The sequence below is a fragment of the Prosthecobacter sp. genome (assembly GCF_044226605.1).
GTDB lineage: Bacteria > Verrucomicrobiota > Verrucomicrobiia > Verrucomicrobiales > Verrucomicrobiaceae > Prosthecobacter.
In genome coordinates this window covers 60,507-75,273 of record NZ_JBGAGS010000008.1, presented here as the reverse complement: position 1 = coordinate 75,273, position 14,767 = coordinate 60,507, and the positions used below count along the sequence as shown (strand labels likewise).

Sequence of the window (14,767 nt, the reverse complement as noted above, 5' to 3'; positions counted from 1 at the left end):
GCTCAGTAGAGGTAGGCAAATTCGTTTGAGTTCAGCAGCACGAGGCAGACGTCTGCCAGAGCGCGGGTGCGGGCGTCCACATCGGCGGCCTGGAGATCGGGCACGAAGTCGGCATAGCCGGGCAGCGTTTCCTGAAAGCTGAATTTCTCGCCCGTGTTTTCCTCCACGGCGTCGCGCTTCACGGTGAGCGGCGGAGATGATTTGGTGAAAGTGAGGCCGGCCTGTTTCTTTTCCATGGCCTGCCAGTGCGTGGCGCACGCGGCCTTCTCTTCAGCGGAGGGAGCGCGGCCATGCACAAGGAGAAACACGCGCGCGATCGCGTCCGCCGGCTTCTCCTTCATCACCCGGCTTGCCAATGCCAGCGCGCGGGCGTGGATGGACTGGCCGTTGAAGAGGCTGAAAACCTGCGGTGTCACGGTGGAAACCTCCCGCGCTTCGCAGGAGAAGTCGGGGCCTGGCTCATTGAAAACCTCCATGAAGGGATCGCGCGCGCCGCGAATCTTCAAAGCGTAGAGGCTGCGGCGGTGGCGCTGCTCAGGCCTGGCATTTGGCACCCATGCCGCGGCGAAGGTTCCCATGACCTGCCGTGGCTGCATGGCGACTTCGATGTTGATCTCGGGGCGGTTCGGAATGCCGCCGAGAGCGGGATTCAACTCGCCGGTGATGCTGAGCATGGCATCGCGCATTTCTTCGGCCATGAGGCGGCGTGGCTTGAAGACGGCGTAGGACTTTTCCGCTTCTTCATGGCTGAGCTTTGAACCTTCCTGGAGCGCTGAGCTTCTGCGATAGGCATCACTCGTCATGATGAGACGGTGCATCTCTTTGACGGACCAGTTTTTCTCCACCAGCGTGGCCGCCAGCCAGTCGAGCAGGGCAGGGTGCGTGGGTTTTTTGCCAGTGCTGCCGAAGTTGTTGGGATTGCCCGCGAGGGCCTGTCCGAAATGCCAGAGCCAGAGGCGGTTCACGATGACGCGGGTGGTCAGCGGATTTTCTTTGCGGGCGATCCAGTTTGCCAGCGCGGTGCGCCGGCCCTCGATCGCGTCCGGAAACTCCACGCTGCCGAGCACGGAGAGTGCGCCGGGCTTCACTGGCTGAGTCGGTGAAAACGGATCGCCGCCACCGAGGATCGCAGTTTTTTCCAGCTCGCCCGTCGTCATGGGAGACTGCGGCATGCGGATGGGCTGGTTGATGCTGGTGACCTGCGGAGTGAGGCCGTCGTAAACGCTGAAGGCAAAGGGCTCGTAACGCTCCAGCTCCCACTTCAGGCGCTCAAGGCCCTTCCGGGCCACGCGCTCATTGCCGTAGTCTTCAGGCTCAAAGCCGACGAGCTTGGGCGGATACTGGTCCTCAGGCAGGTTTTGCTTTTGCAAGGCGGCGCGGGCGATTTCAAACACGCCGGTGAAGGAGCGGCCCTTTTTCATTTTGCCGCCACCGGCGATGAAGGCGCGTGCCGAAGCCACCGCCTTGTCCCAGGCGCCGCGGTCGAGCTTCTTTTCTTCATACCACTTCACAGCATTGGCGAGCATTTTGTTGTCCAGGCTTGCCAGCATGGCCATGTGTACGGCCTGCCGTGCCTCCAGGTATTTTTTTTCCCAAAAACCCGAGGTGTTTTCCGAAGGCAGAAACGGCGCTGGCTGCTCCACCAGCTGCGTGGTGCCAAAACAGGCCTGGATGGAGTAGTAGTCGTGCGTGGGCACGGGATCAAACTTGTGATCGTGGCAGCGCGCGCATTGCAGCGAGTGCGCGAGAAACGTTTCGCCGACGCTGTTGGTGACGTCATCGAGGAAGCGCTGGCGGGCGATCTTGGCGACCTCCATGCCGGTGAGCTCCCAAGGTCCCATGCGCAGGAAGCCTGTGGCAATGAGGTGCTCGGGGTTGCCGGGCTGCATCTCATCGCCTGCGATCTGCTCTTTGATGAACTCGTCGTACGGCTTGTCCGCATTGAAGCTGCGCACCACATAGTCGCGGTAGCGCCAGGCATTGCCGCGCTCGTAGTCATTGGCAAAGCCGCTGCTGTCGGCATAGCGCGTCACGTCCAGCCAGTGACGGGCCATCCGCTCGCCGTAGTGGGGGGAGTCGAGCAGTCGGTTGACGAGACGCTGGATGCTGGATGCTTGATCCTGGATGAACTCTTTTTCGAAGGTGGCGGTCTCTTCAGGAGTTGGAGGAAGACCCGTCAGGTCAAAGCTGGCGCGGCGGATGAAGGTGCGGGCATCGGCGGCGGGTGCGGGGTGTTTGACATCCAGCAGCGCGTCCACGGGATGTGTGCCAGAAGGGACGTCCGGCTTTTTCACCGGCTGATACGCCCACAGACCTTCCGGCTTGTAGCGGCGGCCCGCCCACTCCGGCGAAAGCGCGCCGGTGGTTTTCACCACGATGCCGTCTTCGGCGCTCCATTTCTCAGCGTTGGCTTTGGCGATGGTGCTGCGCCTGGCCTCATCCGGCCAGGGCGCACCGGCGGAGATCCAGTCTTTGATCCAGCCCAGCTGCTCGGCGTAGAGCTTGTCCGCCTCCTTGGGTGGCATGGGTTCCCAGTCGTCTGTGTGCTGGCGGGTGGAGGCGAGGTAGAGCGGGCTTTCCTCCGGCTTGCCGGGAATGATGGAAGTCGTTTCACTTTCGCCGCCTTTGAGGGTGGTCTCCAGCGTGCGCATGTCGAGCCCGCCTTTGATCTTCCTCTCGTCATTGCCGTGGCAGGCCAGGCACTTGTCCTGAAACAGCGGCCACACGCGGCGCACGAAGAGAGCCTCGGCATCCGCAGCATGGAGCGAAGATGCAGCGAGCAGCCAGATGAAAAGGATGGGGCGGGTTGTCATTCGGGTTTGCCGTGGTCGTAAAGGGTACGGACTTCGGAGGCGGTTAATGCGGCGCTGTAGATCGCAAATTCGTCGATGGCACCGTTGAGGTTTCGGATGGGAAATTGGTGGCCCTGGGTGGGCAGGCCCCAGTTGCCGATTTCACATGGGCCAAAGGTGATGTCGCGGCCCGGCTGGTGGAGATTGGAGATATCGCGGCCCACTTCCTGGCCATCGAAGTACTGGATGACCTCACCGCGGGCGTTGTCATAGGTCACGGCCAGATGGTGCCAGCGGCCGAGGCTGTCGGCCTTGAATACAGGCCTGCTGAAGTGCATCTGGTTGTACCTGGCGCTCTTCGCAGCTTCCGCCGGACGATACATGATGGAGAACATGAGGCTGCCATCTTCGTAAATCTGCCAGTGCGGTTCGCCATTGTCATAGCCGTCGGTGAGGAGCAGGGAATTGTATTTTTTATCCACGGAATCGACCTTCACCCAGCAGGCGAAGGTCAGCGCCTTGTAGCTGCCGTCGAGATTGAGGCGCACGCGGTCGCCCGGCCGTTTGAACTCCAGCGCCTCCTTCTTTTGCCAGCGGCCCTGCGTCCAGCTGGCGCCGACAGCGCCGCCGGAGCGGCTCGGGCGGCGGGGTTCGGTGAAGTTGTTCACGAGACGATCCCAGCGGTCGTCCTCCCAGTGCTTGAAGGTGTAGTAGGCGATGAGGCGCGCGTCCTTGCGCGTTGCGAGGGACCACTGCTGCCATTCATCGTAGCGCTGAGTTTCGCGTTTTTGCACGAGGCCATGCAGCTCATTGATGGAGAGGAAATCCTGCGGCGAGATGCTGGCGGATTTGACCGAGGAAAGGGACATGCCCTGCTTCAGGCTCGCGGCGGTCCGGGCATCCGTGTGGGCGATGACCTCGCCCTCAAAAACGTGAACAGCGCTGGCGCCTTCCTTCACATTGAGGGCAAACTCAGTGCCTAGGTCCTCCAGCTTCATGCCGGGGGCGTGCACGAGAAAGCCTTTGGCCGCAGGCGGCACATGCACCCGCACGCGGCCGCCCAGGCAGCGCGCCTCCCAGGCGGAGACGATTTCCAGTTCGGCGGCGCCTTCGATCAAAGCGGTGGCCCCGCTGTAGAACTCGATCTGCGCCAGGCCCTCGCTGAGCCTGATGCTGCCGGGCCTCAGCGTATCGCCGCTGCGCAGGGAGCTGTCCGCAAACTTGGCTCCCAGGGTCTGGCTGAGCATGGCCACGCCGGTGGAGGTCGCTTCGGTTTCAGCAGGATGTCGCGGCCAGAAGAGGAAGGCACAGGCGATGGCCGCTGCCGCTGCGGTGAGAGAAGGCCACCACTTCCGCGAGTGGCGCTTGGGCGCGGCTGCCTGCAGGCGGCCTGTATTTACAGCGGGCTGCTGCAGCAGCCGCGCGTGCTGATCGACGAGCTCGAGGTAAAGGCGGCGCGCCTGCCAGTCCGAGCGCAGCAGATCTTCCAGCTGTGCATGCTGCTCGGGGGTGATCTCGCCGTCGATCCGGGCATGGATGAGGGATTCGAGATTCATGCGAGGCCCTCCGTTTGAAGCTGGCGTGTGACGCACTCGTGCAGGCGCTGGCGCAGCAGCTCCAGATTGCGAAACAGAGTGCGGCGTGTCAGGGAAAAGCGGCTCATCATTTCCTCCGCGCTCTGGCGCTGGGCGTAGCGGCTGGTCACCAGCTCCTGATCCTGCGGCGTGAGCTTTTGCAGGCAGGCATCCAGCAGGCGCAGACGCTCATCGAGCTGGGGTTCGATGTGGCTGCGCTCGCTGGAGAGCAGGTCGATCACGTCTTCGCTGAAGAGCAGCGGTGAGCGTGCCGACTTTTCACGATGCTTCTGCACCTGAAGATATGCGAAGCGGTAGGCCCAGGGCAGGAAGGGGCGGGCGGGGTCGTACTGGTCAAACTTCCGATACAGCGCCAGGCTCGTCTCCTGCAGGATGTCCCGCGCATCCGCCTCACCTGGCACGAGGCTGAAGATGTAGCGAAACAACGGCTCCTGGTGCTGCGTGAGCAGCAGGACGAGGGTTTCGGTGTTGGAGGGCGGGTCTGACATGTCCACAGTGTATTCCCCGTGCTGGGCGGTGCAGTGCCAAAAAACACTGGCCGCCGCAGGGTTTTATCGGGTGAGCTTCAGCCATGCGTCGATGTCATCGGCCGCTGATCGTATCTGCCCAGGGGCGGGCGGTTTGGGGCCGGGAAGATACTGCACAGGCTGGAGTTGTTTCTGAAACGCCGCATCAAACGCACGGGCCTTTTCCAGCATGGAGGCAACGATTTCCGGATGCCCTGAGGAGCGGTCCTTTGCCTCGCCAATGTCCTCTGAGAGATGGTAAAGAGTGGCGCTGGGCCACAGACGGTGCTGGCGCTCGAACAAGCCGGGCTGATGCTCAAACCAGAGGCTTGGGACGCGCATTTCAGGCGGACTTGCGACCGGCACGAAGAGCTTCCATGGGCCTTCGGTGACCGCCTGAAGCTGGACACCGAAGTAGTGGAAGAGAGTGCGTGGTTCGGCGGGCGGCGGTTGTCCGAGCAGCAGTCTGCTGGAGTCCATGCCGTCGAGCGTGACACCGGCAGGGCAGGACGTGTGTGCGAGCTGAGCGCACGTCGGGAGGAAATCGAGGGCCGACCATGGCGTGTCGTCATCGCGACCGGCGGCGATCGTCTTCGGCCACCAGACGATGCAGGGGACGCGGAGGCCGCCTTCAAAGGTCGAACCTTTGCCACCGCGCAATGCGCCATTGCTGCCGGCGAAAGAGTGGCCGGGGAAGCGGTCAACCGTTCTGGCCTTGGCGCCGTGAACGCCCGAGCCGTTGTCTGAGGTGAAGATGACAAGCGTGCGCTCGTCCAGGTGCAGCTCCCGGAGCAGATCGAGAATGCTGCCGGTGCTCCAGTCGATCTCCTCCACACAGTCGCCATAAACGCCGTTTTTAGATTTTCCGGCAAAGGCAGGGGAGGCGTACTGGGGGATGTGCGGCATGGTATGCGCGAGGTAGAGAAAGAAGGGGCGCTCATGCTGCCGCCGGATGAAGTCGAGCGCGCGTCGGGTGTACTGCTGCGTGAGCATCGCCAGATCCACGGGCGCCTCGATCACGTGATCGCCGTCGCGCAGCTGCGACGGCTCAAACATGCTGAGCTGATGAAAGGAAAGGCCTGTTCTCCATTCCTCGGTGTCATTGGTGTGAAGGAGGCCGAAAAACTCGTCGAAGCCCTGCTGCTGCGGACGGAATTCCCTGCGCCAGCCGAGATGCCATTTGCCAACGCAAGCCGTGGCGTATCCGGCCTGCTTCAGCACCTCGGCGATCGTGATTTCCTCTGGTGGCAGGCCAGTATGTTCGCTGGGGAAGAGCACGTATGGCACACCGCAGCGGGCGGGCAGGCGGCCGGTGAGAAGCGCTGCGCGCGAAGGGCTGCAGAAGGAGGAGGCCACGTGGAAGTTTGTGAACCGAACGCCCTCGCGCGCCATGCGGTCGATCTGCGGTGTCGCGATGACCTTTGACCCGTAGCAGCCCAGGTCGCCATAGCCCAGGTCGTCGCAATTGATGAGGATGACATTGGGCGGTGCCGCGGCCGCCTGAAGGGCGAGAGCCAGGGCGAGCAGAAGATGACGTGAAGGGAACATGCGGAAGGGGACGTTGCGGTAATCCCTGTTTATCGCCAGTTTGTGCCAAAAATCAGCGCTCCCGCTTTTGCATGAATCTCAAATCTCTCGCCCAGCATCTCGGCATCTCGGCCAGCACGGTCTCGCGTGTGATGGCGGGCCGGGGAGATGAGTTTCGCATCGCGAAGGAGACGCAGAAGCACATCCTGGATGAAGCGGCGGCGATGGGCGTGCGGCCGGATGAACTCGCCCGCAGCCTGCGGCTGCAGAGCACGCGCACGCTGGGGCTGGTGATTCCGGACATCTCAAATCCCTTCTTTGCCACGCTGGCCCGGGCGGTGGAGCGCCGCGCACGTGCGCAGGGCTACACGGTGCTGCTGGCGGATTCCCAGGAGACCGCCGAAGTGGAGGCCGAATGCATCCGCACGCTGCTGGACCGCCGCATTGACGGCCTCATTCTCGCGCCGGTGGGCGGGGACAGCGCGCACCTGCAGCCGCTCATTGCCTCGAAGCTGCCGCTCACGCAGGTGGACCGCGTTTTCACCGCGCTGAAAACAGCCGCCGTGGTGGCCGACAACTTCTCCGCGGCCCGCGAAGCGGTGGCGAGGCTGGCAAAACTGGGACACCGAAGAATCGCCTGCCTGCAGGGCAGGGAGGACAGCTCCGTCATCGCCGAGCGCGTGCGTGGTTACCGCGCGGGACTGAGCGAAGCCGGCCTGCGCTTTGAGCCAAAGCTCCTGGCTGGCGGCGAGCATTCGCAGGTCATCGCGCGTGAGCATACGCTGCATCTGCTCGGACTGCGGCCGCGACCCACCGCGGTGCTGGCGCTGAGCAATCAACTCGCCCTGGGCGCCCTGGAGGCGGTGCGCGAGCTGGGCCTGGCGATTCCAGACGATCTCTCGCTCATCGCGTTTGACGAGCAGCCCTGGGCGGCGCTGCTCTCTCCGCCGCTTACGACCCTGGCGCAGCCTGTGGAGGACATGGGCACGATGGCCGTGGACAGCCTGTGCGCGCAGATCAAGCGCGGCGCCAAGACCTCCCGAAAGGCTCTCATGACGCTGCCCATGCGGCTGATCGAGCGTGCCTCCATCGGACGAAGGAAGAAAGATTGACCGAAAGAGTTCCTGCTGCACAATCGTTTGCGCAAAACCACATTTTCCAGCCATGAAATGCCTCATTCCCCTCCTGCTTGCCTCCCTGGCGCTGCTTTCCTGCAAGCCTGCGGGCGGCCCCGCGTCTTCTGGCTCAGGCAGGCCGAAGGTGGCGCTGGTGATGAAGTCTCTGGCGAATGAGTTCTTCCAAACCATGGCCGAAGGCGCGAAGAAGCACCAGGCAGCGCATGCGGCGGACTACGATCTGATCGTGAACGGCATCAAAAATGAAACCGACCTGACCGAGCAGGTGGGCCTGGTGGACCAGATGGTGTCGCAGGGCGTGCAGGCCATCGTTATCGCACCGGCGGACTCGAAGGCGCTGGTCACCGTGCTGAAGCGGGCGAAGGCGGCGGGCGTGCTGGTCATCAACATCGACAACAAGCTGGATGCGGACACGCTGAAGCAGGCCGGCCTGAGCATTCCGTTTGTCGGACCCGACAACCGCGCTGGCGCCAAAGCCGTTGGAGAAGTGCTCGCGAAAAAACTCAAAGCGGGCGATGAAGTGGCCATCATCGAAGGCGTGACCACCGCCTTCAACGGACAGCAGCGCAAGGCGGGCTTTGAAGATGCCATGAACGCGGCGGGCGCAAAGATCGTCGCGTCCCAGAGCGGTCAGTGGGAAATGGAGAAGGCCAATGGCATCGCCGCAGGCATCCTCGCCGCAAATCCCAATGTGAAGGCGCTGCTGTGTGCGAATGACAACATGGCGCTCGGCGCCGCGGCTGCGGTGCAGTCTGCCGGAAAGTCCGGGCAGGTGCAGATCGTGGGCTTTGACAACATCGCCGCAATGAAGCCTCTGCTGGCGGATGGCCGCGTGCTGGCCACCTGCGACCAGCATGGAGATCAGCTTGCCGTTTTTGGCATCGAGGCGGCGCTCAAAGTTCTGAAGGACCAGACGACACCGGCAGACCAGCAGACGCCGGTGGATGTGATCACGAAGTGATTCTGTTTCCACATGCGCCGCTTCACCGACTTCTTCATCCTCATCGCCGTGCTCGCGGCCATGATTGTGTTCTTTGGGCTGATGCGGGAAAGCTTCTTCAGCCTGGGCACTCTGGGCACGGTGGCAAACCGCATCCCCGCTCTGGCGCTCGTGGCCACGGGCATGACGCTGGTCATGGTGACGGGTGGCATTGATCTCTCAGTGGGTTCGCTGCTGGGCTTTTGCGGTGCCGTGGCCGGCGTGCTGATGGCGGACATGCATTGGGGCCTGGCTCTGACGATGACCGCCTGCGTGGCTGTCGGCGCTCTTCTCGGCGGCACCACGGGCGCAGTCAGCGTAAAGCTGCGGCTGCCTTCATTCATCGTTTCACTTGGGATGCTGGAGATCGCGCGCGGGCTGGCGTTTTTGACAACGGATTCGCAGACGAAGTACATTGGCGCCGACATTGAATCTCTCGGCGCCCCCTTTGGCGGGCTGGTCATCTCGCCTGCGTTTGTCATCAGTCTTGGGGTGGTGGCGGCAGGGCAGGTGATGCTGTCGCAGATGGCTCTCGGGCGGCATTTGATCGCCATCGGTGCAAACCGGGAGGCGGCGCTCGTCTCCGGTCTGCCTGTCGATCGTCCGCGCATTTTTGCGCATGCGCTGCTTGGAGCGCTGACAGGGCTGGCAGCGGTGTTTAACTGCTCCCGCCTCGGCTCCGCAGATCCAAATGCCGGAACAGGTTTCGAGCTGGGCGCGATCGCCGCAGTCGTCGTCGGCGGCACCAGCCTGATGGGCGGACGTGGCTCGGTGGTAAAAAGTTTCATGGGCGTGCTCATCATCGCCACGCTGGAGGCCGGCCTGATCCAGGTGGGAGCCTCCGAGCCGGTCAAGCGCGTCGTCACTGGCTTCGTGATCGTCGCTGCCGTGCTCGCGGACTCCTGGAGAAGAAAATGAACTGCATGAAATCCATTGTTATCTCGCTGCTCCTTGCCGCATCGGCTTTCGCTGAAAAGCCGCGCATCATCTTTGACACGGACATCACCGGAGATGTGGATGACGTGCTGGCGCTGACCATGTGCCACACGCTGGCGGACCGGGGAGCGTGCGAGTTTCTCGGAGTGACGATATCGAAGGACAATCCTCTCTCCGCGAGCTTTGTGGATGCGCAGAACACCTTCTATGGCAGGCCGGACCTGCCCATCGGCGTCACACGCGATCCCACCGCGCAGAAGCGCCCAAGCAGTTATTTGAAACTCGCCGATTCCCCCGAATATCCGCACGATTTGAAAAGCAACGACGCCGCTCGCGAGGCGGTGGACCTGCTGCGCGAACTGCTTTCCAAGCAGCCTGACGGCAGTGTCTCGATCATCAGCGTGGGCATCGCCTCGAACATGGCAAACCTTCTCAAATCAAAGGCGGATGCGCATTCTCCGCTCGATGGCCCTGCGCTGATCCGGCAGAAGGTGAGAACCCTTTCCATCATGGCGGGCGCGTTTGCTTTCTGCAATCGCACCAACTACCACCTGGAGGCAAATGTGATCAATGGCATCGCCTTCATGCAGACGGTGGCGAAGGAATGGCCGGAGGAAGTGCAAGTGGTGTGGAGCGGCTACGAGATCGGCGAGGCGCTGCCGTTTCCGCGCGCCAGCATCGCGCAAGATTTCGGCTACATGCCGCACCACATCGTGAAGGAGGCCTACCTGCTCCACAGTGGTCCGGCGCATGATCGTCCGTGCTGGGATGAAAGCAGCGTGCTCCAGGCCGTGTTTCCTGAGCGTGGCTTTTTTGGCCTGTCCGCCCCCGGGCATGTGAGCGTGGGACCTGATGGCTTCACGCGCTTCACCCCGCCCGGCAAGGATGGCAAAGGCGGCAGGCGTGATCGTTTTCTCACCATGACACCCGTTCAGCAGGCCCGTGTCCTGGAGGCCATTGTCCAAACCACCGTTCAACCACCCAAGAAATGAAAAAGCTCGTTACCCTCCTCTTCTGCGCGCTCTGCGGCCTGTCCCAGGCCGCGCCGGTCAAACTCATCTTCGACACCGACATGGGCAATGATGTCGATGACCTCATGGCGCTGGCGATGATCCACAACCTGCAAAAACGCGGCGTCTGTGAACTGCTGGCCGTGACCGTGACCAAGGACCATCCGCAGGCCGCGGCCTTTGTGGATGCCGTGAACACCCTCTATGGCTACCCGGACACACCCATCGGCGTGGTGCGCGATGGCGCGGCGAAAGAGGCGGGAAAGTTCAACCTGCTGGCAGATGAAAAGAACGCGGACGGCAGCCAGAGGTATCCGCATGATCTCAAGAGCGGTGCGGATGCGCCGGAGGCGGTGGGCCTCATCAAGGACATCCTGGCGAGGCAGCCGGACGGCAGCGTGGTCATCGCGCAGGTGGGTTTCTTCACCAATCTCTCACGCCTGCTCGACTCGCCCGGCGGGAAGGAATTGATCGCCAAAAAAGTGAAGCTTCTCAGCATCATGGCAGGTGCGTTTCAGACGGTGCAGTGGGACACCCGCCACCTGGAGTACAATGTGAAACTGGATGTGCCCGCTGCACAAAAGCTGGCCAAAGAGTGGCCCACGCCGGTGGTGTGGAGCGGCTACGAGATCGGCGTGGCCGCAGCATTTCCACACGTGGTCATCGAGCAGGATCTCGACTACCTGCCGCACCATCCGCTGAAAGAAGCCTACTATCTTTACAATCCACCACCGCACGACCGCCCCACATGGGATCCCACGGCGGTGCTGTATGCCGTGCTGCCAGAGCGCGGCTACTTTGAGCTTTCACCACCAGGGAATGTCGTGGTGGAAAACGATTCCGCCACGCTCTTCCGCAAAAGCAAGGACGGCAAAGGCAGGCACCGCTTTCTGGTGATGAGTCCGGAGCAAACCGCGCGTGTGCGCGAGGCCATCGTGCAGCTCAGCGTGGAACCCCCGCCCGCCAAAAAGTGATGCCTGTGCAGCGCCCCAAAATCGTCGTCGTCGGCTCGCTCAATGTGGACCACACCCTGCGTGTGCCGCGCATCCCCGCTCCGGGAGAAACCCTCTCGGCAAGCGGGATGCTCACCTGCTTCGGCGGCAAAGGCGCAAACCAGGCCGTGGCTGCGGCACGTGCGGGAGGCGCTGTGTGCATGATCGGCTGCGTGGGCCAGGACGACTTCGGCACGCGCTATGTGGAATATCTTCACAGCGAAGGCATCGACACCACGGGCATCATCCGTTCCGCTGCGCCCACTGGATCGGCCTTCATCGCGGTCGATGACCGCGGTGAAAATTCGATCATCGTAAACGCGGGGGCGAACCACGCCATCACTCTGAAGGATATTGAAAACCAGGCTGAGCTGATCCGTGGCGCGGACGCGGTGCTGCTGCAGCTTGAGTGTCCGCTGCCCGTGGTGCGGCGTGCTGCCGAAATAGCGCGCGAAGCCGGGGTGCGTGTCATTCTCAATCCATCGCCCCTGAGCGCCGGCTATCTGTCGGCGCGGTTTGAGGTGGATGTCTTGATCGTGAATGAAGGCGAAGCGGAGCAGATCACTCCAAATCAAAATTTGCAGGAAGCCCGCTGCCGTCATCTGCTCATCACCCGCGGAGAGGAGAGCACGCTGAGCATCACGGCGCACGGCGTGGTGGAGACCGCACCTCCAAAAGTGACGCCCGTGGACACCGTGGGCGCCGGGGACTCCTTCGCGGGTGCGTTTGCCGTGGCAAGCAGCGAAGGCAGAGCGGATGCGATCCGTTTTGCAAACGCGGCCGGCGCACTCGCAACTTTGAAAGCCGGCGCCCAGCCTGCGATTCCCGCACGGGCCGAGATCGAATCTTTTATGCCACCATCTGCCTGATCACATGCCCCTCCACGTTCGTGAGGCGGCGCTGGACGCCGTTGTGCTCAAAGGTGAGCCGTTCGTGATCCAGTCCTAGCAGGTGCAGAATGGTCGCGTTAAAATCATACAGCGGATGGATGTCCTTCACCGCCTTCTGACCCAGTTCATCCGTCTCTCCACAGCTCACTCCAGGCTTCACGCCTGCACCAGTCATCCAACAGGTGAAGCCGTCCGGATTGTGATCGCGGCCTTTCGCACCTTTTTGGAAGAAGGGCATGCGGCCGAATTCGGTGCACCAGACGACCAGCGTGTCATCCAGCAGGCCGCGTGCTTTAAGATCACGAATCAGCGCCGCCGCAGGCTGGTCAAGGATGGGCGCATGCACATCATACTGCTCCTTGAGTGCATTGTGGCCGTCCCAGTTGAGCTTGCCGCCGCTGGCATAGGCGCCGTTGAAAAGCTGCACGAAGCGCACTCCTTTTTCGATCAGACGCCGGGCGAGAATGCAGTTCTTTGCAAACGCGGCCTTCTCCGCATTCTGCGTGTCGTCGGCACCATAGAGTTTCAAAATATGCGCGGGCTCGGTGCTCAGGTCGCTGATCTCCGGCACGCTGAGCTGCATGCGCGCGGCGAGCTCGTAGCTGGCGATGCGTGCCGCGAGTTTCCCATCGCCCGGGTGCGCCGCCAGATGGCGCGCATTCATGCGCTGCAGCAGGGTGCGTGCGGCTTGATCCGTGGCGGGTGAGATGCCTGGCGCGGCGAGGTGGCGCACCGGAGCCTTGGAGCTCATCGTGGTGCCTTGAAACGCGGCAGGCAGAAAACCCGGCCCCCAGTTGTTCGCGCCATTCTGCGGCACACCACGCGGATCGGGAATGGCCACGTAGGAGGGCAGGTCCTGGTTCTCGCTGCCGAGCGCGTAGGTGGTCCAGGCGCCCAGGGAAGGGAAGCCGTCGAGATTGAACCCCGTGGAGAGAAAATTCTCCGCCGGTCCATGCGTGTTCGACTTGCTCGTCAGCGAGTGCACAAACGCAAAGTCATCCGTGAGTTCCGCGAGATGCGGGATCATGTCGCTCACCCACTTGCCCGTCTGCCCGCGCTGGCGGAAGGCATACTGCGGACGCGCGAGATTTCCCGCAGGCCCTTGAAACGTGACCGCCGGCCCGCCGGGCAGCGGCTTGTCATCCCACTTGATCAGCTCCGGTTTGTAATCCCACGTCTCCAGCTGGCTCACCGCCCCCGCACAAAAGATCACCACCACGTTTTTCGCCTTCGCTGGAAAATGCGGCTGCCTGGGCGCATAGGGCCGCGCGGGATCGATCAACGGTCTGTCCGCCGCCAGCAGGCCGTCCATGCCCAGGAGATTCGTCAGCGCGATGGAGCCGAGGCCCGTGGCGCTGCTCGAGAGAAAGCGGCGGCGGTCCAGCAACGCATGGCCGGCTGGGCTGAGGTTTTCGGCGGGGAAGTGCATCGGCTTAAAATGAAAAGGGTTCATCAGGCACTCTCCACAACGCGGCGAAATTTAACGCTGCTTCAAAAGAAACAGTTAAAAACTTATCACCTCCAGGCCTCCACACATCGCGGCGGCGAGTGATTCGCGGCTTGCCCGCCGTTGAAAGCTCCACAAGGCTCCCAATGTTTCCATGAAAATAAAACGTCTGCTTCTCTCTCTGGCTGTTCTCGCGTTCATCGCGCTTGGTGTTTTGATTGCTGTCAGGCTTGACTGGTTCGCGGAATATCCGGTGCGCGATGAAAAGCCTTTCACGTTTCATGACGACTTCGAAGGCGCGGCCACGTTTCTCGACCTTTACCCCAAGGATCTCTCACGCTGGCATGGCCGCCAGCTCGTTCCTGAGCAGAACACCATCGACATCTCCCGTGAGCAGGCGCACTCGGGACAGCAGTCGGTCAAGTGCTTCGCCAGCGTGAAGCGTAATGACGTCACCTCAAAGTCAGATGTCGAACGCGAACAGCTCCATTTCGTCAAAGGCGATCACGTCTGGTCCGAGGCCTGGTTCTGGCTCAAAGCTGGGGCGGGCTCCGAGCATGTCTTTCTCTGGGATCTGGAAACCACCCGCAAATGGCAGTCGCCCGGGCGTCGCGTCTATCTGCAGAAGGGAGACATCATCGCGTCGGATCTCGGCAAATGGTTCTCCTCCCACATCTTTCGGCAGCCGCATGGCCGGAGCAGTCCCTTTCCCACCGAGCGCTGGGTGCGGCTGCGTGTGCACCTGTTTCTGTCGGAAAAATCCGACGGCATCATGGAGATCTGGCAGGACGACATCAAGGTGATTGATGCCCGTGGCCAGACGCTGCCCACTGCAAAAACGGTTTACGACCGGCTCGAAGTCGGCATCACCGCCAACGGCAGCACCGCGCAGGAGCACACCCTTTACATGGATGACGTCACCATCTCAAACCGTGCGTTTTGGTGAGCATGAATGGA

The 14,767-nt window shown here is 62.2% G+C and carries 12 protein-coding genes; 7 read left to right on the top strand and 5 right to left on the bottom strand.

Annotated features, from left to right (window positions below):
- Positions 1 to 2: 2 nt before the first annotated feature.
- The 4 genes from ACILSO_RS12375 to ACILSO_RS12360 all read right to left on the bottom strand — a co-directional run bounded on the left by ACILSO_RS12375 (position 3) and on the right by ACILSO_RS12360 (position 6,441).
- Positions 3 to 2,813, bottom strand: a complete 2,811-nt coding sequence (locus ACILSO_RS12375; protein WP_395737722.1) for a PSD1 and planctomycete cytochrome C domain-containing protein — start codon at positions 2,811 to 2,813, stop codon at positions 3 to 5.
- The gene (locus tag ACILSO_RS12370; protein WP_395737721.1) at positions 2,810 to 4,348 is read right to left on the bottom strand and encodes a LamG-like jellyroll fold domain-containing protein; all 1,539 of its coding nucleotides are present in this window, start codon (positions 4,346 to 4,348) and stop codon (positions 2,810 to 2,812) included. The genes ACILSO_RS12375 and ACILSO_RS12370 overlap by 4 nt, the downstream gene beginning before the upstream one ends.
- Complete coding sequence (locus tag ACILSO_RS12365) at positions 4,345 to 4,875, bottom strand: sigma-70 family RNA polymerase sigma factor (protein ID WP_395737720.1); 531 nt, start codon at positions 4,873 to 4,875, stop codon at positions 4,345 to 4,347. Before ACILSO_RS12365 ends, ACILSO_RS12370 begins: the two co-directional genes overlap by 4 nt.
- A 63-nt stretch (positions 4,876 to 4,938) precedes the next feature.
- Positions 4,939 to 6,441: a sulfatase gene (locus ACILSO_RS12360; RefSeq protein ID WP_395737719.1), complete on the bottom strand. Its 1,503-nt coding sequence runs from the start codon at positions 6,439 to 6,441 to the stop codon at positions 4,939 to 4,941.
- 71 nt (positions 6,442 to 6,512) lie between these two features.
- On the opposite strand from ACILSO_RS12360, the gene ACILSO_RS12355 reads away from it, so the two are divergent.
- Genes ACILSO_RS12355 through ACILSO_RS12330 form a run of 6 tightly spaced genes read left to right on the top strand, consistent with a single transcriptional unit; the run spans position 6,513 to position 12,342 of the window.
- Positions 6,513 to 7,532 (top strand): LacI family DNA-binding transcriptional regulator, encoded by a 1,020-nt coding sequence (locus tag ACILSO_RS12355; protein ID WP_395737718.1) that lies wholly within the window; start codon positions 6,513 to 6,515, stop codon positions 7,530 to 7,532.
- Positions 7,533 to 7,584: 52 nt separating this feature from the next.
- Positions 7,585 to 8,517 (top strand): sugar ABC transporter substrate-binding protein, encoded by a 933-nt coding sequence (locus ACILSO_RS12350; protein WP_395737717.1) that lies wholly within the window; start codon positions 7,585 to 7,587, stop codon positions 8,515 to 8,517.
- Positions 8,518 to 8,529: 12 nt separating this feature from the next.
- Positions 8,530 to 9,453, top strand: a complete 924-nt coding sequence (locus tag ACILSO_RS12345; RefSeq protein WP_395737716.1) for an ABC transporter permease — start codon at positions 8,530 to 8,532, stop codon at positions 9,451 to 9,453.
- 5 nt (positions 9,454 to 9,458) lie between these two features.
- Positions 9,459 to 10,463 (top strand): nucleoside hydrolase, encoded by a 1,005-nt coding sequence (locus ACILSO_RS12340; RefSeq protein WP_395737715.1) that lies wholly within the window; start codon positions 9,459 to 9,461, stop codon positions 10,461 to 10,463.
- Complete coding sequence (locus tag ACILSO_RS12335) at positions 10,460 to 11,455, top strand: nucleoside hydrolase (RefSeq protein WP_395737714.1); 996 nt, start codon at positions 10,460 to 10,462, stop codon at positions 11,453 to 11,455. Before ACILSO_RS12340 ends, ACILSO_RS12335 begins: the two co-directional genes overlap by 4 nt.
- Positions 11,456 to 11,460: 5 nt before the next feature.
- Positions 11,461 to 12,342: a ribokinase gene (locus ACILSO_RS12330; RefSeq protein WP_395737713.1), complete on the top strand. Its 882-nt coding sequence runs from the start codon at positions 11,461 to 11,463 to the stop codon at positions 12,340 to 12,342.
- On the opposite strand, the gene ACILSO_RS12325 is transcribed toward ACILSO_RS12330, so the two are convergent.
- Positions 12,323 to 13,792, bottom strand: coding sequence for a DUF1501 domain-containing protein (locus tag ACILSO_RS12325; RefSeq protein WP_395737935.1), 1,470 nt, complete (start codon positions 13,790 to 13,792; stop codon positions 12,323 to 12,325). The two genes, ACILSO_RS12330 and ACILSO_RS12325, sit on opposite strands and share 20 nt — an antisense overlap.
- A gap of 172 nt (positions 13,793 to 13,964) precedes the next feature.
- On the opposite strand from ACILSO_RS12325, the gene ACILSO_RS12320 reads away from it, so the two are divergent.
- On the top strand, positions 13,965 to 14,756 hold the full coding sequence (locus tag ACILSO_RS12320) for a heparin lyase I family protein (protein ID WP_395737712.1): 792 nt from the start codon (positions 13,965 to 13,967) through the stop codon (positions 14,754 to 14,756).
- The last annotated feature ends 11 nt before the right edge of the window (positions 14,757 to 14,767 follow it).

What these genes read in the sequence shown, in the direction of transcription:
- ACILSO_RS12375 (WP_395737722.1), bottom strand. Translation starts at nt 2,813, where the DNA reads ATGACAACCCGCCCCATCCTTTTCATCTGGCTGCTCGCTGCATCTTCG.
- ACILSO_RS12370 (WP_395737721.1), bottom strand. Translation starts at nt 4,348, where the DNA reads ATGAATCTCGAATCCCTCATCCATGCCCGGATCGACGGCGAGATCACC.
- ACILSO_RS12365 (WP_395737720.1), bottom strand. Translation starts at nt 4,875, where the DNA reads ATGTCAGACCCGCCCTCCAACACCGAAACCCTCGTCCTGCTGCTCACG.
- ACILSO_RS12360 (WP_395737719.1), bottom strand. Translation starts at nt 6,441, where the DNA reads ATGTTCCCTTCACGTCATCTTCTGCTCGCCCTGGCTCTCGCCCTTCAG.
- ACILSO_RS12355 (WP_395737718.1), top strand. Translation starts at nt 6,513, where the DNA reads ATGAATCTCAAATCTCTCGCCCAGCATCTCGGCATCTCGGCCAGCACG.
- ACILSO_RS12350 (WP_395737717.1), top strand. Translation starts at nt 7,585, where the DNA reads ATGAAATGCCTCATTCCCCTCCTGCTTGCCTCCCTGGCGCTGCTTTCC.
- ACILSO_RS12345 (WP_395737716.1), top strand. Translation starts at nt 8,530, where the DNA reads ATGCGCCGCTTCACCGACTTCTTCATCCTCATCGCCGTGCTCGCGGCC.
- ACILSO_RS12340 (WP_395737715.1), top strand. Translation starts at nt 9,459, where the DNA reads ATGAAATCCATTGTTATCTCGCTGCTCCTTGCCGCATCGGCTTTCGCT.
- ACILSO_RS12335 (WP_395737714.1), top strand. Translation starts at nt 10,460, where the DNA reads ATGAAAAAGCTCGTTACCCTCCTCTTCTGCGCGCTCTGCGGCCTGTCC.
- ACILSO_RS12325 (WP_395737935.1), bottom strand. Translation starts at nt 13,792, where the DNA reads ATGCACTTCCCCGCCGAAAACCTCAGCCCAGCCGGCCATGCGTTGCTG.
- ACILSO_RS12320 (WP_395737712.1), top strand. Translation starts at nt 13,965, where the DNA reads ATGAAAATAAAACGTCTGCTTCTCTCTCTGGCTGTTCTCGCGTTCATC.